Here is a 19,756-nt window from a genome sequence, read left to right as displayed (position 1 = left end):
TGATGAAAAAAATAAACCTGTTTTTCCTGCTGCTTTGTTTTTTCGCCTGCACCCGTTTATCGGCACAGGTAGCAGCTACACCGCCTATGGGCTGGAACAGTTATAACTGTTTTGGTTCGGCAGTACATGAAGATGAAGTAAAAGCCAATGCCGATTATATGGCAGAGCATCTCAAGCAACATGGCTGGGAGTATGTAGTTGTGGATTTTTTATGGTCGTACGATAATCCTCCGGGCAGTAACATTGGCAACCCTTTCCAGTTACGTTTACAGGATGGTTCATACGTGCCATGGCTTACTATGGATAAATGGGGCCGTCTCACTCCCCAGCCTAACAAATTCCCATCGGCTTTTGGCGGTGACGGTTTTAAACCGCTCGGCGATTATATCCACAGCAAAGGCTTAAAATTTGGCATCCACGTTATGCGCGGTATCCCGAGGCAGGCCGTTTGGTCAAAATCGCCGGTAAAAGGTACCAATGGCATCACTGCCGATATGGTGGCCGATACCAACTCAAAATGTCCATGGATGAACCACATGTACGGGCTGGACATGAAAAAGCCCGGCGCACAGGAATACCTGAACTCGCTGCTGGAGCTTTATGCCTCATGGGGAGTTGATTTTATTAAGGTGGATGATCTTTCGCGCCCGTACAGCAATGCCGAGGTTGAAGGTTATCAGAAAGCCATCCAACAATGTGGCAGGCCGGTTGTGCTAAGTCTTTCGCCCGGCGAAACTCCGGTTGCACAAGCTGCTCATGCTGTCAAATATGCCAATATGTGGCGCATGGCCGATGATTTTTGGGATAACTGGAAAGAGATCCTGCATATGTTTGATTATGCCAAAAGCTGGGAAGGCGTAAGCGGCCCCGGTCACTGGCCCGATTGTGATATGATCCAGATCGGTAAGCTGAGCAAGCGTGGCCCGGTAGGTCAGGAGCGCTTCAGTCGCTTTACCGAGGATGAAGAATATACCCATATGACCTTTTGGAGCATCTTCCGTTCGCCACTGATGATAGGCGGTAACTTGCCCGAAAATCGCGATTTTGAGCTGAATCTTTTTACCAACGACGAGGTAATTGCGGTAAATCAAAAAGGCTCAAGTCCAAAACAACTATACAAAAAAGATGGCGCCATGGTCTGGTACTCACAGATCCCCGGTAGTAAGGACATTTACGCAGCCTTTTTCAATATCGGCGATGATGACAAATCTGTATCCCTGAATTTCAAAGACCTGGGTCTGAAAGGTAAAGTAACTGTGCGCGACCTTTGGAAAAAACATGATGTTGGCCAGTATAGCTCAGGCTATCAGCAAAAAATAAATAAACACGGTGCGGCGCTCTTCAGGCTGTCACCCAAAAACTAAACCAATTCAATAAATCACTAATTCGCTAAATCACTAATTGACATATATGATCGATCTGAAAACATTTGAAGTATGGTTCATTACCGGGAGCCAGAATTTATACGGAGAAGAAACACTGAAAAAAGTTGCCGAGCACTCACAGGAAATAGCTAAAGGAATTGATGGAGCGGCCAACATCCCTGTGCGGGTGGTATACAAACCTGTTGTTAAATCAACCGAAGAAATTTATAATACCTTACAGCAAGCTAACGTTGCCGAAAACTGTATCGGTGTTATTGCCTGGATGCATACTTTTTCACCTGCTAAAATGTGGATCCGCGGGTTAAGCATCCTTAAAAAACCGATGTTGCACCTGCATACCCAATATAACCGTGATATTCCATGGAGTTCAATTGATATGGATTTCATGAACCTGAACCAAAGTGCCCATGGCGACAGGGAGTTCGGCTTCATGGTATCACGTATGCGCATCAACCGTAAGGTTGTTGTTGGCCACTGGCAGGATCCTGAAGTATTAAAAGATATTGAATCATGGACCCGTGCTGCTGCCGGCTGGTACGACTGGCAAGGTGCAAAATTTGCCCGTTTGGGCGATAACATGCGCTTTGTTGCTGTTACCGATGGCGATAAAGTTGAGGCTGAATTGAAATTCGGTTTCTCAGTAAATACTTACGGTATTGGCGACCTGGTTGCGGTGATCGATAGCATAACCGATGCCGAGGTTAACACCCTGATTGATGAATACGAAACTACTTATAATGTTGCCGACGACCTGAAAAAAGGTGGCGCGCGCCACGCATCGGTTTATGATGCAGCTAAAATTGAGCTTGGTTTACGTAAGTTTTTACAGGATGGCGGTTTTAAAGGTTTCAGCGATACATTTGAAGACCTGCATGGCATGATCCAGTTACCGGGTATTGCCTCACAGCGTTTAATGGCCGAGGGCTACGGTTTTGCCGGTGAAGGCGACTGGAAAACCGCTGCTTTAGTACGTGCCTTTAAAGTAATGGGTGCCGGCTTGCCGGGCGGTAACGCTTTCATGGAAGATTATACTTACCATTTTGACCCGAACAATGCGCTGGTTTTAGGCTCGCACATGCTGGAGGTTGACAGCAGCTTAGCCAATGGCAAAGCATCATTAGAAGTTCACCCGTTGGGTATTGGTGGCAAGGCCGATCCTGCACGTTTGGTATTTAACGTAGCCGGTGGCGCAGCTCTTAATGCATCAATTGTGGATATGGGTAACCGTTTCCGTTTGATCGTTAATGAGGTTGAAGCTATTGAGCCGGTTGAAGACCTGCCAAACCTGCCTGTTGCAAGGGTACTTTGGAAACCACTGCCGGATATGAAAACCGGTTGTGCAGCCTGGATCTATGCCGGTGGTGCACACCACACTGCTTACAGCCAAAATCTGTCGGCCGAGCTCATTAATGATTTTGCTGACATGGCCGGTATTGAGTTTTTACGTATTGGTAAAGACACTAAACTTGATCAGTTCAGAAACGAAATCAGGTGGAATGATGCGGCTTACAAGCTGTAACGAAGCAAAGATCCTCAGGGTCCTCTACGAGAGACCCTGAGGGGACAAAAAAGACACTAAGCTTGATCAGTTCAGGAACGAGATCAGGTGGAATGATGCGGCTTATAAGCTGTAACGAAGCAAAGATCCTCAGGGTCCTCTACGAGAGACCCTGAGGGGACATAAAATAAAATAAAAATAGCCGCCGCTCGGCTCCGGCCGAGTGGCAACTATTTAGCGGCCTCTGGCCGCCGGGGTTGGAGTAGCAGGCCAGAGGCCTGGGGGATAATAGCCACTCGGCTGGAGCCGAGCGGCGGCGTGAAACATAGTTTAATAAACCGTCATTGCGAGGTACGAAGCAATCCCAAACTTTACAGATGGGCTTTGCATATTGGGGATTGCTTCGTACCTCGCAATGACGTGATGATGAAGAAATTTGCGCAGTTGCGTTAGGGATAGGAGCGGATACCGGCCCGTGGCTAAGGCCTGTGCAGTATGAGCGGATAGCCCGGCCGCAGGCAACGCCATTGTGAATTTGAGATTTCGGATTTGCGATTTCGGAATTTTCTGAACTCGAATTAAACGAATTAAAGAATTTATAGAATTTGCTTAGCATTCTGTTAATTCCTTAATTCTATAATTCAGGTTCAGATTATAAACGATCATTAAATGAAATAAAAAAAACGAGAAGAATATAAACTAAACCACAAGCAAACTAAACTAAATTTTAAACCAAATAATGAACAAATTTTCCACTATCGATTACGTGATCTTCGTAATCTATTTTATTGTAGTTACGAGCTACGGGTACTGGGTATACAGCCGTAAAAAGGTCAAAGGCGTATCTGATAGTCACGACTTTTTCCTGGCCGAGGGTTCACTTACCTGGTGGGCCATTGGTGCGTCGCTGATTGCCTCAAACATATCTGCCGAGCAATTTATTGGCACCAGCGGACAGGGTTTCCAGGTTGGTTTGGCCGTTGCAGCTTACGAATGGGTAGCAGCTATTGCGCTCATTATTGTGGCTGTATGGTTTATACCGGTATACCTGAAAAACAAGATCTTCACCATGCCGCAGTTTCTGCATACGCGGTACAACGAAACGGTTAGTTTTATCATGGCCATTTTCTGGCTGTTGTTGTATGTATTGGTTAACCTTACATCCATACTTTACCTGGGTGCTTTGGCCATCAATAATTTAATGGGCGGCGGATACCTGCATGAGATCATCATTGCGCTATCTATTTTTGCCTTATTCATTACCCTTGGCGGTATGAAGGTGATTGGCTTTACCGATGTTATACAGGTATTGGTACTGGTTGTTGGCGGTTTGGCTACCACTTATATTGCACTTACTTTGGTGAGCGAGCATTTTGGTTTGGGCAAAGATGCCATAGCGGGCTTAAATAAAATGATGAGCGATGCGCCTGATCACTTCAAAATGATGATGGCTAAACCTAAACCCGGCGCGCCGCAGGCCGAGATCAATAAATACCTTGCTTTACCGGGTATCGCCATGTATTTTGCCGGTCAGTGGATCGTGAACCTTAACTACTGGGGCTGTAACCAATACATCACCCAAAGGGCTTTGGGCGCTAACCTGAAGACTGCACGTACAGGGATCCTTTTTGCAGGTTTAATGAAACTGGCTATGCCTGTGATTGTAGTATTACCTGGTATTGCCGCTTACGTATTATACAAAAACGGTGGTTTACAGCAGGAAATGGCATCGGGTGGTCACTTCAATTCAGATAATGCTTACTCGGCTATATTGGGCTTTTTGCCAACAGGCTTAAAAGGCCTTTCTGTTGCGGCTTTAACGGCTGCTATTGTGGCTTCACTTGCGGGTAAAGCAAATAGTATCTCTACCATTTTTACACTTGATATTTACAAAAAACATATCAGCAAAGAAGCCAGTGAAAAGAGCATGGTTAATGTGGGCAGGCTTACCATTTTGGCGGCGCTGATCTTCTCTATCATGCTTACCTGGAAAGACCTTTTAGGTATTGGCGGCGAAGGTGGCTTTACTTTCATCCAGAAATATACCGGCTTTATCAGCCCGGGGATTTTTGCCATTTTCATTTTAGGTTTCTTTTGGAAACGTACTACCGGAGCAGCGGCTATTGCAGGTATTATAACAGGCTTTTTAATGTCGGTATTGTTTAATAATTATGCTCCTGCACTATTCGGGCATGAAACATTCCTTTACTCAGCTTTCCCTAATGGTAAGGGCGGTTATGAAATTCCGTTCCTGATCTGTATGGGCTTATCGTTCATGTTCACCATTATTGTGATGGTGGCCATCAGCTTAGCTGGTCCGAAAGTTAATGCTAAAGCATTTGAAATTCCGAGCAGTATGTTTAAGGTTGAAAAATCAACCATGGCATTAATTGTAGTTACGCTTATCCTGCTTACCATGCTTTATGCTAAATTCTGGTAAGCACAATAATTTATAAAATGAAGTTTTTTATTGACACAGCCAACCTGGCACAAATTAAAGAAGCCCATGAACTGGGTGTATTAGACGGCGTTACCACCAATCCATCATTGATGGCTAAGGAAGGTATTACCGGGCACGAAAATATCATTAACCACTACAAAGCCATTTGTGAAATTACTGATGGCGACGTAAGCGCTGAGGTAATATCAACCACTTTTGATGAGATGGTTGCTGAAGGTGAAGCGCTGGCTGCCCTTCATGAGCGTATTGTGGTAAAGCTGCCCATGATAAAAGATGGCGTTAAAGCTTTAAAGTATTTTAAGCAAAAAGGTATTAAAACCAATTGTACGTTGGTGTTTTCGGCAGGGCAGGCCTTGCTGGCTGCTAAAGCGGGTGCTACTTATGTTTCGCCATTTATTGGCCGTTTAGATGATATCTCAACTGATGGTTTGCAGTTGATTGAGGATATCAGGCTGATATATGATAACTATGGTTATGAAACACAGATCCTGGCGGCTTCGGTACGTCATGCTATGCACATTGTTAATTGCGCTAAGCTTGGGGCCGATGTAATCACCGGTCCGCTGAGTGCTATTACTGCTTTGCTAAAACATCCGCTTACAGATAACGGACTTGCCCAATTCTTGGCCGACCATGCCAGGGCTGCGGGTAATTAGTTGAAATATTTGATTTTTGAATAAGAAAGTCCCGCGCGAGGCGGGCTTTTTTTAATTAAATATTTTAAGTGTTTTTTTAACAATTATAAATAAATTTTTATACATTGGTCTCGCTGATTTCTAACCATCAGTTAAACCCAATTATTTGTTCCGGAAATTATAATAGTTAAACAGCAATGCTTTAAAAAGGCAAGCTAACAACCTCAAATTATGAAGAATAACAAGAATTTACTAATGATGTTAAGCTGTTCGGCAGCGCTTTTTGCGGCTTGTAACGGTAATCCAAAAACAACTGATTCAACCGTGAAAGATTCAAGTTCGGTAACAACCCAGTCTATACCCGATTCGGCCAATTTTGAGGCCGATGTGCAGGGACAAAAAGTAAAACTTTTCACCCTGAAAAACACTAGCGGTGCTACCGTGGCAATTACCAATTATGGCGGCAGGCTGGTAAGCTTGTTAGTCCCTGATAAGGATGGCAAAGCTACCGATGTTATTTTAGGCTACGACTCGCTGAAAAGTTATCAAAAACGCGGAGAACCTTATTTCGGCGCAATCATCGGTCGTTATGGTAACCGGATAGCCAAAGGTAAATTTACGCTTGATGGTAAAGCTTACCAGCTGGATATTAATGATGGGGTAAATACCCTGCATGGCGGCTTTAATGGTTTTTACGGCAAGGTATTTTCGGCTAAACAATTAAGCGCTTCGCAACTGGAACTTACTTATGTTTCAAAAGATGGTGAAGGTGGTTATCCAGGTAATTTAACTGCAACAGTGGTTTATACTTTAGGCGATGATAACTCGCTAAAAATAGAATACAAAGCCACTACCGATAAAGCTACCGTAGTTAATTTAACTAATCACGCTTATTTTAACCTGAATGGTGCAGGCAGCCCAACTATCACTGATAACGTATTACAAATAAATGCCGATGCATTTTTGCCCGTGGATACCACACTTATCCCAACCGGCAAGCTACAACCGGTTAAAGGTACCCCCTTTGATTTTACTGTATCAAAAACTATTGGTAAGGACATTGGCACTGCCGATGAGCAATTGAAAAACGGCAAAGGTTACGATCACAACTTTGTATTGAACAAACATGACCTTACTACCCCGATAGCTACGGTTAAAAGCACTGTTACAGGTATCACTTTGGAAGTATTTACTGAAGAGCCTGGTCTGCAATTTTACTCAGGTAACTTTTTAACTGGCGCTACCAAGGATGGTAAAGGCGGTAAAGCTTATCCATACCGCTCGGCATTTTGCTTGGAAACCCAACATTTTCCGGATGCGCCAAACCGGGCTGCGTTTGCTTCAACCGTATTAAAGCCGGGTCAAACTTACCATACGGTTACCATTTACAAATTCTCCAAATAAATAAGCTATGTTAAAAAAAGCTTTTTTAATGCTGTGTGCCGCCGGTATTTTTACCGCGGTACATGCGCAAACACAATATACTATTGCGGCTGATAAGGTGAAGGCACACATTCAGCCTACCATGTATGGGATATTTTTTGAGGATATTAACCTTGCTGCCGATGGCGGTGTATATGCCGAACTGGTAAAAAACCGCTCGTTTGAATTCAATATGCCTTTGATGGGATGGAAAGAACAGAAAAAGGACGGAGGCGATGGCCGTACAGAAGTGATAAACCGTGCTGTTGAACGGCCGGAGAATGCGCACTTTATAAAAAGCTATATCACAAGTGACGGCGGCTTTTACGGATTCTCGAATGAGGGTTTCCGCGGGGGAATGGGCGTTAAAGAAGGTGAAGAGTATAGCTTTTCGGTGATAGCTAAACAGGAAGGCGATACCAACGTAAAGTTGAACATTGAGATGCACGGCGATAATGACGCTATTATAGGTAAAGCCGAGCTTACCCCAACCGATAAAGAATGGAACCGTTACAGCGTAAAATTTAAATCAAGCGCTACAACGCCGAAAGCACAATTATATGTTTGGATGAGCGGCAAGGGCGTCATTGATCTGGATATGATCTCCCTGTTCCCCGAACATACCTGGAAAAACCGTCCCGGTGGTTTACGTGCCGACCTGGTGCAGAAGCTGGCAGATATAAAGCCCGGCTTTTTACGTTTCCCGGGTGGGTGTATTGTGGAAGGCCGTGAGTTGAACAACCGCTATCAGTGGAAAAAAACCATAGGTGCAGTTGATAAACGCGAGAATATCATTAACCGCTGGAATACCGAATTTAAGCACCGCCCGGCACCTGATTATTATCAGACTTTTGGTTTGGGTTTTATGGAGTATTTCATGACGGCTGAAGATATCGGTGCGTCGCCCTTGCCAATCCTGAATTGTGGTATGGCCTGCGAGTTTAATACGGCTGAGCTGGTGCCTTTGGATAAGCTTGATCCTTATGTGCAGGATGCACTCGACCTGATTGAGTTTGCCAATGGCGATGCCAGTACCAAATGGGGTAAGCTGCGTACAGACCTTGGTCACCCGGCACCGTTTAATTTAAAAATGATAGGTGTAGGTAATGAGCAATGGGGACCGCAATATGTTGACCGCTGGAAAATTTTTACCAAGGCAATTAAAACTAAGTATCCTGATGTAAAGATCGTATCGGCTTTAGGCCCATCACCTGATGGGAAAGAGTTCGATCTGTTGAATACAACATTCCGCAGCTTAGGCGCCGATATTTTGGATGAGCATTATTATGCACCACCAAAATGGTTCAGGGATAATGCCCGCCGCTATGATAACTATGATCGTAAAGGCCCTAAGATCTTCGCTGGCGAATATGCCGCACAAAGTGTAGCGACTGTGAGCCCACAAAACAAGAACAATTGGGAGTGTGCACTTTCTGAAGCAGCATTCATGACAGGTTTGGAACGCAACGCCGATGTGGTGAACATGGCTTCATACGCCCCGCTTTTTGCCCACGTGGAAGGCTGGCAATGGACACCAAACCTCATTTGGTTTGATAACCTGAAGAGCTACGCCACACCAAATTACTATGTGCAGCAATTGTTCTCGTTAAATAAAGGTACCGATGTGGTACCGCTTACGTTAAACAATGAAGCCGTAGCCGGGCAAAATGACAGCTATGCTACCGCCAGCTTAGACAAGAACACCAACGAACTGGTGATCAAGTTTGTGAATACCAGCACTTCGGCACAAAACGTGAGCTTTAAGATTACCGGTTCAAAAGGCTATCAAAAGCAAGCTGCCGTTACTACGCTGAAAGCCGACAGTAAAGACGCTGAAAATTCATTGACCGCGCCAACAGCTGTTAGTCCTGTTGAAAGTACGGTTGATATTTCTGGCAATACCTTGAAGCTTGCGATTGAGCCATACTCGTTTAAAATAGTGAGGCTTAAAAATAAATAACAATTGAAAAAGATCTTTCTGATCATATCCTTATTGTTCCCGGGCATTATAAGTAATGCTCAGGAACTAAGGACTGATATATCGGTACACGACCCGGTAATGACCCGACAGGATAGTACTTATTATATCTTCTGTACGGGTAACGGTATCGCTATGTGGTCGTCGGTTGATAGGGTACATTGGAAGGCCGAGAAGCCAGTATTTGCCGCAGCGCCGCAATGGGCTGTTGATGCTATCCCCGGCTTTAAAGGCCACATTTGGGCACCGGATATTTCACTTTATAAAGGCACTTACTACCTGTTTTACTCGGTATCTGCCTTTGGTAAAAATACTTCGGCTATTGGTGTGGCTACCAATAAAACGCTGCATACCGATGATCCTAATTATAAATGGATTGATCACGGTAAAGTGATCCAATCCATCCCCGGTAAAACCAACTGGAATGCCATTGACCCTAATTTAATTACGGATAAAGATGGTACACCATACCTTATTTTTGGCTCCTTTTGGGATGGATTGAAACTGGTGAAACTGAATAAAGACAGGTTAAGCGTTGCAGAAGATCTTGATAAGATCCCAACTATCGCCACCCGCAGAAAAGCCATTTCCGAAAATCTTCCGGCTGTTGACGGTAACCCGGTTGATGCGGGTGGTAATGCCATTGAAGCTCCGTTTATTTTTAAACACGATAAATACTTTTACCTGTTTGCTTCGATAGATTATTGCTGCAAAGGACCGAAGAGTACTTATAAAATGATTATCGGTCGCTCAAAAAATTTAAAAGGGCCATATCTGGATAAGGACGGCATCGCTATGAACAAAGGCGGCGGCAGTATCCTGCTGGCCGGTGATGCCAATTGGTACGGTGTAGGCCATAATGGCGTAAGCACTTTTGATGGGGTTGATTATATTATCTTCCACGGGTATGACGCTGCGGATAGGGGGATTTCAAAGTTGAGGGTGGAGACGCTGGATTGGGTTGATGGATGGCCGGTGGTAGGGAAGTAATTTCTGTATGGTATTGCCCGTGGGGACAGGGGCAAGGGGAATAAAAAATCTCAACGTCATGCCGAACTTGTTTCGGCACCCCACGGGACAGGCAGACGGTTGCTTAGCATGGTTGCCCAGCAAGTTAGGTGTTGAAACAAGTTCAACATGACGTTTTTTATTAGCCTCCCGCAGGTTTAAGCGTCCACGCTTACCGGCCGGAAATAACTAATAACGTGAGCGTGGACGCTCATGTTTTGTATTATTCAAGCGTGGACGCTTGAACATGCGATAGAAACAATATGAAAATATCAAAAAAAATAATCGCGTTAGCCATAACTGTCGGTAGTTTAGTCTCGGTTAATGCTACTCCCCGTGATACTACTTTCCGCGCTGATGGTAACCCTATCATCAGGCATAAGTACACTGCTGATCCGGCGGCTATGGTTTATAAGGATAAGGTATACCTGTACACCGGGCATGATGAGGCTGCGCCGGGACATAATGGCTATACCATGCACGACTGGACTTGCTTCACTTCAACCGATATGGTAAACTGGACAGAGCACCCTTCGCCGCTGAATGTTAAAGAATTTAAGTGGGCAAAAGACGATGCCTGGGCATCGCAGGTGATTGAACGGAATGGTAAATTTTACTGGTATGTGGCTGCCGAACATGCTACTATTCATGGCAAAGCCATTGGGGTAGCGGTATCTGATAGTCCGCTGGGGCCGTTTAAGGATGCGCGTGGCAGCGCTTTGGTTACCAACGATATGACCAAAGCAGTAAAACATTCCTGGGACGATATTGACCCGACTGTTATTATTGATAAGGAAGGACAAGCCTACCTGTTTTGGGGCAACGGCATTTGCTATTATGCCAAACTCAAAAGCAACATGACCGAACTTGACGGCGAGATCAAAACCATCACGTTGCCCCATTATACCGAAGCGCCGTGGATCCACGAACGTAACGGTTGGTACTACCTGTCATATGCCTACGAGTTTCCAGAAAAGATAGCTTATGCTATGAGCAGGAGTATCAACGGCCCATGGGAGTATAAAGGGATCATCAATGAGATTGCCGGAAATTCAAACACCAATCACCAGGCTATAATTGAGTTTAAAGGCCAATGGTATTTTATATATCACAATGGAGCGCTGGTACCTGATGCGGGCAGTTTTCACCGTTCGGTTTGTATCGATTATCTGTATTACAATAAAGATGGCAGCATTAAGCGGGTGATCATGACCAGCGAGGGTGTGAAACCGGCAAAGTGATTTTATTGTAGAGGCGCGCATAATTTCGTCTCCAGTATACAGATCAATTAGGGAAGTGCGTTTGCCCTGATGGGAGACGAAATTATGCGTCTCTACAATAAGAAATAATAGAAAATAAGAAGCAGGAAAGGATTATCCTTCCCTGCTTCTTATTTTATGGACTGTTACCTGCAACAAATCGTATCAACTTTTCTTCAAAACCGATCAAACGTAACCAAACGTTAAGATCGCTTCAAATTATCCTATATTTTTAATGTGAAATAATTAATCAAAAAGCCAATATGGCCGGTTTAAATGGTTTGTCGGAACTGTTTAGCCGGCTTTACCACATCAAATTATGAACATTAAAAAGTTTATTGTTATCGCTGCTGCCGCGCTTCCATACTTTGCCCAGGCGCAGGAGTGGCACCCTAAAAAGGCCGTTTTAATGACGCGCTTTGCCAAGGATGTCGACCCGAAAAATGTATTGCCCGAGTATCCCCGTCCGCAGCTGGCACGCGAAAAATGGATGAACCTAAACGGCCTATGGCAATACCAGCCGGGAACCGCCGGCGAGGCTGTGCCCCAAGGCAAGTTATCTAAAACCATCCTCGTGCCATTCCCGGTTGAATCGGCCTTGTCGGGCGTAATGGAACAGCACGACAGGATCTGGTACCGTCGTAGATTCACCGTTCCTGCTTCATGGAAAGGCGAACATGTCCTGCTGCATTTTGGTGCGGTTGATTATGAAAGCGAAGTATTTGTTAATGGCAAAAGTTTTGGTAAGCATACAGGCGGTTATGATCCATTTAGTTATGATATCACATCTGCTATTAAAGGAGCAGGCGAGCAGGAGATCACTGTACGTGTTTATGACCCAACGGACGATGGCGGTTTCCCACGCGGTAAACAAACCCTGCATCCGCAGGGCATTATGTATTCCTCAACTACAGGCATCTGGCAAACTGTGTGGTTGGAGCCGGTTCCTGCTGTAAATATCAGCGATATCAGGATTACGCCGGATATTGATCAATCAGTAATAAAGCTAAATGTAGATGCTGCGACTGCTGCTGGTTACACGGTTAATGTAAAAGTAAAAGACGGTAGCAAGGTTGTTAGCACTGCTTCGGGCAAGCCTAATGCCGAGTTTACAGTACCTGTTCCTAACGCTAAATTATGGTCGCCGGATTCACCGTTTTTGTATGACCTGGATATTACGCTTGAAAAAGGCGGAAAAAAAGTCGACGCTGTGAGTAGTTATGCAGGCATGCGCAAAATTTCGGTAGGTGAGCAGGATGGTTACAAAAAGCTGTTCCTGAATAATAAATTCCTGTTCCAGATTGGTCCGCTTGACCAGGGTTTCTGGCCTGATGGGATCTACACAGCACCTACTGATGCGGCTATCAAGAATGATCTGCAGATGATCAAAAACTTCGGCTATAACATGGTGCGGAAGCACATTAAGGTTGAGCCATACCGCTGGTACTACTGGGCCGATAAACTGGGACTGATGATTTGGCAGGATATGCCATCGGCCAATTCATATACCGAGCATACGCCGCCGGTTGATACAGCAGCTTATGCTTCAGAACTTACCCGTATGGTTAAAACACACTGGAACTCGCCTTCTATTGTAACGTGGGTGGTATTCAATGAGGCGCAGGGTCAGCATAATACACCGGGGTTAGTTAACTTGGTGCGTAAATTGGATAATTCAAGGTTGATTAACCAGGCCAGCGGTGGCAATCATTTTGGTGTGGGCGACTTCCTGGATATCCACAGCTATCCGCCGCCTGCATCCCCTTCAAGCAAAACACAGGTATTGGCTTGCGGTGAGTATGGCGGTATTGGTTACATCATCCCGGGGCATGTTTGGAAAACAGGCCCGACTTATATCATGATGGATAACCAAAAGGCTTATACCAACCTGTATGATGAGTTTGCCAATGATCTTGTGATCTACAAAACCAATGAAGGCCTGAGTGCAGCGGTATACACTGAAACTACCGACGTGGAAGTTGAGCTGAACGGTTTACTTACTTACGACAGGGAAATCGTAAAAGGCCCGGTTGCAACTATTAAAGCTTCGAATGATAAGATCATTCATGATGAGGAGTATATCCGCGAGGTGCTGCCATCGTCAAAGGATAAAGCACGTACCTGGAAATATACTTTTGATAAACCCGCTGATGGCTGGTTTGGCGAAAAGTTTGACGATAACACATGGAAATCTGGCGAAGCCGGCTTTGGTACTGCTAACACACCGGGAGCCGTAGTGAAAACTGTTTGGGATGGCAAGGATATCTGGCTCAGGCAGGAGTTTACGTTAAACACATCTGGTGTAAATAAAGATGACCTGGTATTGTCATTACATCATGATGATGCTTGTGAAGTTTACATCAACGGTGTTAAAGCTGCCCTAAAAGAAGGTTATACTTCAGGCTATGCTATCATCCAAATGACTAAGGAAAGTAAAGACGCCCTGCGCTTGAATGGCAAAAATGTGATAGCTATCCATTGTAACCAAACCGTTGGTGGACAATATATCGATGCCGGTATTTCAGCAATGAGCAAAACGAAACCATAATATCGGTTTAGATATTATGAAAAACGCCCGGGTGCATAACCCGGGCGTKTTTGTTTTTTAATTACTAATCTATTTCTAATGCCACCGCTTGGCTCCAGCCGAGTGGTAGCTATCAAGCGGCCTCTGGCCGTCGAAGCTGGAGGAGCAGGCCAGAGGCCTGGAAATAATTGCCACTCGGCTGGAGCCGAGCGGCGGCGGGGAGGCTAAAAGTAGGCTGTCATGCTGAGCGCGTCGAAGCATGGTGGTGGGGCCTCTGCGCGCGAGTCTTCGACAGGCTCAGACTGACAGGCCCATACTTAATAGCATCTATCAGCCCTTCCTTTTCCTCCCATTATAACTTGTTATCGTCACATCTGCTGCATTGCCATCTAACTCCAATACCCTTGATGATTGCGATAAATACGTTGATCCATAATAAAACTCAACACGTTTTTTGCTGCCGTTTTTAAGGGTAATATCAGCATAAAAATCATCAGGTTTTAATTTGATGTATCGCTTGCCAATGTTAACACCGGTATTGCGGAATACCTTAAGGCTATCCTGATTTTGGGTTGCCACTAATAAATCACCTTTGGCTGATTGGATATTTGCGAGCGCTTTACCATCCCCCGCAACATAAATGCCGCTACTGGCTACAGATAGCGGAGCAAAGCCGCCTTTTCCATTGCCTTTCATGTATAAACCCATAAAGGCATCATGCCTGCCGGTGAAAGGTTCCATACCGAAGTCGTTGCCAACCATTACCAGGTCGAGGTTGCCGTCGCGGTCAATGTCTTTGGCTATCATGCCGTAAACAGGGGCCATCTGCGCATCTTGCGGTAGCGCACTGATACTAAAAGTACCAGTGCTTTTACCGGTGATAAGGCTGGTGTTCATGTCGGTAGCTTTCAGGATAACAGCTCCTTCTTTGTCTTTTTCAGCCCATAGGTCGTTCATAGTAGCGTGACCGAAGCCACGGTAGCTTGGATATTTTTTGCGGATGGAGATCAGCTGGCTGATCAGGTCATCGCGGGTGTGCATTGGGAAGGGTTTTTGTGAACCGTCTTCATCCTTCAGGTAACAAAATATCATGGCGTCGAAAGAGCCGTTACCATCCAAGTCTTTACCCATAATGGTCATGGGCTGCTCAAATGATGCTTTGTAATTGGAGTTTTGACCCAGGTTACCTGCTACGTAATCGATGTTGCCGTCGTTATTAAAATCGCCGGCAACAATGCTGTTCCACCAGCCTACGTGATCTTCAATGCCCGATTTGATCTTGCTGAAGCCCTTACCAGTGTTTTTAAAGAACGTAATGGGCATCCATTCGCCAACCACAACCAAGTCAACTTTACCGTCCTTGTCAAAATCCGACCATAATGCATCGGTGATCATACCGCCATGGATCAGATCCGGGCAAAACTCGTTAGTAACATCTGTAAACTTGCCGCCATCATTCCTAAGCAGATGGCTAACCGGTGATGAAGGGTAAGCGCCCGAAACCGATCTCGAACCTACAAAAAGATCGAGGTCTCCGTCGCCGTCAAAATCGGCGGCACGCACGCATGAACCGTTATCATATTCAACGGGCACGGCGGCGAGGTCGCGGGTAAAATGGCCTTTTCTATCATTAATATAAAGTCTATCCTGAGCTGAGGTATGGCCTTTTTGAAATTCGTAACTGCCGCTTGCAATGTACAGATCAGAGAACCCATCGCCGTTGGCATCAAACAACAGCGCACCCATATCTTCCTCATCTTTAATTTCTTCGTTCATGAAGCGGTTATTATCCATGGTAAAATGACCGCTGGCATCCTGCATGAAAAATACACCTTTATTGCCTGCTGAACCTCCCACGAAAAGATCGTCATAACCGTTGCCGTCAACATCGCCAACGGCAATGGCTGGGCCATACTGGCTTAGCTTATGCGGCAGAGTAGGCTGAATATTATAGTCGATAGCGTCTTTTTCCTGGTGCACATATTTTATGCCTGTTGAATTGTTCGCATTCTGAAACGTGGGAATGATTTTGCCGGGAGCATCAGGCCGGAAATAGCCCGTGGCACTTTTATATTGCAATGTAAGTGTTTGATTGGCTTTTACATTGGTGAGTAGCTGGGTTTTGCCATCGGGCCAGTGTACACGTAAAGAATCAACCGTAGTTGATGAGCCGATACCGAAATGCCCGCGTGCATCGTCCGTACTCATATAACCACGACAAGGCTGCTGGTCATAAAACTGCTGATTGCCTTTGTAATAGATCCGGATGGTAGCGCCAATGGCGCCTACGTTTTTGCTGTCACCCTGTAAGGCAACGGTAAGGTAGTTATGATCTTTTGCTACCTGCGTTTTGCTGTTGGCGGTATTTTCATAAACAAAGGCATCATCGTCAATATTGTTGATCACCAGGTCAAGGTCACCGTCATTATCCAGGTCGGCATAAACGCCGCCGGTCGAAAAAGTAGGTTTTACAATACCCCAGTCTTTCGATTGATCTTTAAACAAATATCCGCCTGCATTTCTGAAAGCATAGCTCGGTGTTTTCACTACGGGGAATGAATCGGCCGCGGCCAAAGTGGTATTTTCTTTAACGGTACGGCCCTGGTCGTTACTGTAAAGGGCATGATCAAGATCTGTCACATCGCGAGGGTATCCGTTGGTGATCATCATATCGCGGTAACCGTCGTTATCAAAATCGGCCACAAGGGGAGTCCAGCTCCAGTCAGTTTGATAAACACCAGCCTGGTAAGCTATTTCGCTGTATTGCGGGTGACCAAGTGGCGTTTGGCCCTGGTTAAGCTGCAGCACATTACGGATGTATTGGTGCTCATATTTAAACTTGGTGTTGTTGATATAAGTGATGTAATTATCGCCCACAAGCATGGTTTTTTTGCGTACGTTCTCTTCAGGCAGCATCTCCAGGGATACAAGATCGGCCTTGCCATCGTTATTAATATCAACCATATCCGATCCCATTACCGACCAGCCCGTATGTTTAAAATATTCTCCCGCGCGATTGGTGAACGTTCCGTTTTTATTGTTCACCCACAGCACATCATTCGATATAAAGTCATTACCCACATAAACATCCGGCCAGCCATCGTTATTCACATCGCATATGGATACCGAGTTGCCGAAGCCTTCTATCAAAATACCAGCCTCTTTGGTTGCGTTAGTAAATGTCCCATTGCCGTTATTGCGATATAGCCGGTCATTATTCTGGGCGCTCCCATTGGTTAATTTAGGGCGATATGCTACTGGTGTTTCCTCGCCTAAAAAATTGGTGAGCAGGTACATGTCAAGGTCGCCATCATGATCGTAGTCGAAAAATACTGCCTGGGTGCTGTAGCCGGTATCTTGCAGGCCATATGCTGCTGCTGATTCTTTGAAGGTGGGTATGCCGTCTTTGTTATTTCCCTGGTTAATGTATAATAGGTTTTTGCGGTGGTTGGGATCGCTTTTAAAGGACGAACACACGTAAATATCCATCCATCCATCATTGTTGATATCCACTACAGATACGCCAGCGTACCAGTCGTCATTACCGGCAACACCCGCTGCATCGGTAGCATCTTTAAAAGTAAGTGAGCCTTTGTTGATATATAGTTTATTGGCGACCATGTTTCCGGCAAAGTAAATATCGGGTAAGCCGTCGTGGTTAAAATCGCCAATACCAACGCCTGCACCATTGTACAGGTAGGGGTGATTGAGTATGTTGATGCTGTCGCTTTCGTTAATGGTATTTTTAAAATCAATACCGGTTTGGGATGCATCAAGCAGTTTAAAAAGCGTTGGCCCCGAAGATTTTTTTGAGCAGCCAGCACTTAAAAATAGTAACAATAGGGTAGATAGTTTAAACGCGTTGAGTAAACTTTTTATCATGCAGATATGGTTAATTATTGATTGATAGTTTATGCTTTGGTTAAGCTTTAACTTACTGGTTATTATATAGTAAGCCAATGTAAAGAAAATGGTTTTTATAATTTATGATTCTGCAAATTGTATCAAAAGTTAGTTAATTACTATCGGCTTATACTTAAATATTTATTAACTGTTAGCTTTGGTCTGAACCCTGTTTTGAGGGATAAACCAATTAAAAAACTGATCAAGACCCTTCTGTTCATCATGATGAAGAGACTATACTTTGCCCTTATCGTTGTTGTAAGCTGCTCATCATGCGGTAAAAAAAGTTGGGAAAAACCGGCCGAAAATCCGGATTTTATCCACCGCTCCATAAAAGATGTTACGGATGTGGTGCGGCATGATATCTATTCGCCGCCGGTTGCCAGTCGTATTTATGCCTATATCAGCGTTGCGGCATACGAAGCTGCGCGTAATGGCGATTATCATTACCAGTCGCTTGAAGGGCAATTAAAGGGGCTCGATTCGGTGCCGAAACCCATCGCCGGCAAAAAATACTGTTTTACACTATCTGCATCGCATGCTATTTTAACTGTTGGCAAGATCCTGATCATGAGCGAGGGCAGGATAGAGGGTTTTCATGATAAGCTTATGCAGGAGTTTAAAGACACCGGTATGCCCGATAGTGTGTACAATAACTCAATAGCATATGGCAAGCTCATTGCCGACAGGATCATTAAATGGGCGGGCAAGGATAACTATAAACATACCCGTTCATTATCAAAATACGATGTACAAACCGATGATGCCAGCTGGAAACCCACACCTCCCGCTTACATGAAAGGAGTGGAGCCGCATTGGAACGAGATCCGCCCTTTCCTCCTCGATTCGGCACAGCAGTTTAAGCCATCACATCCTTTTACTTTTAGTAATATCCCTGGCAGCAATTTTTACAAGTTGGCTATGGAAGTATACGATACGGGCAAACATATCACTGATGATGAAGCCACCATCGCCACTTTTTGGGATGATAACCCTTTTAAAGTGAATATCAACGGGCATACTATGTTTGCCACTAAAAAGATCTCGCCGGGAGGACATTGGATCAATATCACAGCGTTGGCCTGCCGTAAAGCTAAGGCTGATTACGTGAAGAGTTCCGAAGCTTATGCCAGTATAGCTGTTGTTATTGCAGATAGTTTTATAAACTGCTGGGACGAAAAGTACCGGAGCAAAGTGATTAGGCCTGAAACCTATATCAACCAGTATATTGACCAAAGCTGGATGCCGTTGCTGCAAACCCCACCCTTCCCGGAATATACAAGCGGGCATAGTGTGGTTTCTACGGCTTCGGCAGCGGTATTAAGTAAACTGTTTGGCGATGAATTTTCTTTTATAGATTCTACAGAGATGGAATTTTCTATCCCGGCACGAAACTTCAAATCATTTAAAGCCGCGGCCGAAGAAGCGGCCATCAGCAGGTTTTATGGCGGCATTCATTATATGCCATCTATTACCAATGGTGTAGATGAGGGCGATAGGATAGGGCAGTTTGCTTTGACCAAATTGCATACGAGGAAATAAAGGAATGACCATCTATTTAGATATTGAACTTGCACCGGATAAAAAAGTGTGGGGATTGTGCGATTCCCCTCTTAAGAGGGGTGGAGGGGTGTGTTCCCGCTTTTATACACTAATTGCATAAACACACCCCTGCTACCG

Annotated in this window: 11 protein-coding genes; 10 read left to right on the top strand and 1 reads right to left on the bottom strand. The window is 44.9% G+C overall.

From position 1 onward, the window contains the following. Positions 1-2: 2 nt before the first annotated feature. From AC1DUD_RS14010 to AC1DUD_RS13970, 9 genes are all read left to right on the top strand, one after another. Entirely contained in the window at positions 3-1,364 is a 1,362-nt protein-coding gene (locus AC1DUD_RS14010) for a glycoside hydrolase family 27 protein (RefSeq protein ID WP_477375311.1), read from the top strand. Between the two features lie 46 nt (positions 1,365-1,410). After that, positions 1,411-2,904 carry an L-arabinose isomerase gene (gene araA / locus AC1DUD_RS14005; protein WP_477375309.1) on the top strand — a complete coding sequence of 498 codons (1,494 nt, stop codon included), beginning with the start codon at positions 1,411-1,413 and terminating at the stop codon, positions 2,902-2,904. Between the two features lie 718 nt (positions 2,905-3,622). Next, positions 3,623-5,323 carry a sodium:solute symporter family transporter gene (locus tag AC1DUD_RS14000; RefSeq protein ID WP_477375307.1) on the top strand — a complete coding sequence of 567 codons (1,701 nt, stop codon included), beginning with the start codon at positions 3,623-3,625 and terminating at the stop codon, positions 5,321-5,323. A gap of 17 nt (positions 5,324-5,340) precedes the next feature. Next, complete coding sequence (gene fsa / locus AC1DUD_RS13995) at positions 5,341-6,000, top strand: fructose-6-phosphate aldolase (protein WP_121233617.1); 660 nt, start codon at positions 5,341-5,343, stop codon at positions 5,998-6,000. Between the two features lie 210 nt (positions 6,001-6,210). Further along, positions 6,211-7,383, top strand: a complete 1,173-nt coding sequence (locus tag AC1DUD_RS13990; protein WP_477375305.1) for an aldose epimerase family protein — start codon at positions 6,211-6,213, stop codon at positions 7,381-7,383. Between the two features lie 7 nt (positions 7,384-7,390). Continuing rightward, a complete protein-coding gene (locus tag AC1DUD_RS13985) occupies positions 7,391-9,361 on the top strand; it encodes an alpha-L-arabinofuranosidase C-terminal domain-containing protein (protein WP_477375303.1) in 1,971 nt (656 codons plus the stop codon). Positions 9,362-9,364: 3 nt separating this feature from the next. Continuing rightward, positions 9,365-10,369, top strand: a complete 1,005-nt coding sequence (locus AC1DUD_RS13980; protein ID WP_477375301.1) for a family 43 glycosylhydrolase — start codon at positions 9,365-9,367, stop codon at positions 10,367-10,369. A 281-nt stretch (positions 10,370-10,650) separates the two neighbouring features. Further along, positions 10,651-11,628 (top strand): glycoside hydrolase family 43 protein, encoded by a 978-nt coding sequence (locus AC1DUD_RS13975; protein WP_477375299.1) that lies wholly within the window; start codon positions 10,651-10,653, stop codon positions 11,626-11,628. 337 nt (positions 11,629-11,965) lie between these two features. Next, positions 11,966-14,194 (top strand): glycoside hydrolase family 2 protein, encoded by a 2,229-nt coding sequence (locus AC1DUD_RS13970; RefSeq protein ID WP_477375297.1) that lies wholly within the window; start codon positions 11,966-11,968, stop codon positions 14,192-14,194. Positions 14,195-14,503: 309 nt separating this feature from the next. On the opposite strand, the gene AC1DUD_RS13965 is transcribed toward AC1DUD_RS13970, so the two are convergent. Further along, positions 14,504-18,055: a VCBS repeat-containing protein gene (locus tag AC1DUD_RS13965; protein WP_477375295.1), complete on the bottom strand. Its 3,552-nt coding sequence runs from the start codon at positions 18,053-18,055 to the stop codon at positions 14,504-14,506. Positions 18,056-18,298: 243 nt separating this feature from the next. Here AC1DUD_RS13965 and AC1DUD_RS13960 point away from each other — a divergent pair, with 243 nt between their 5' ends. Beyond that, positions 18,299-19,618, top strand: coding sequence for a vanadium-dependent haloperoxidase (locus tag AC1DUD_RS13960; RefSeq protein ID WP_477375293.1), 1,320 nt, complete (start codon positions 18,299-18,301; stop codon positions 19,616-19,618). The last annotated feature ends 138 nt before the right edge of the window (positions 19,619-19,756 follow it).

It is taken from the genome of Mucilaginibacter sp. P4_A11, from assembly GCF_056402535.1.
Note: the sequence above shows the minus strand (reverse complement) of the source record. Positions and strands in the feature narration are given on the sequence as shown.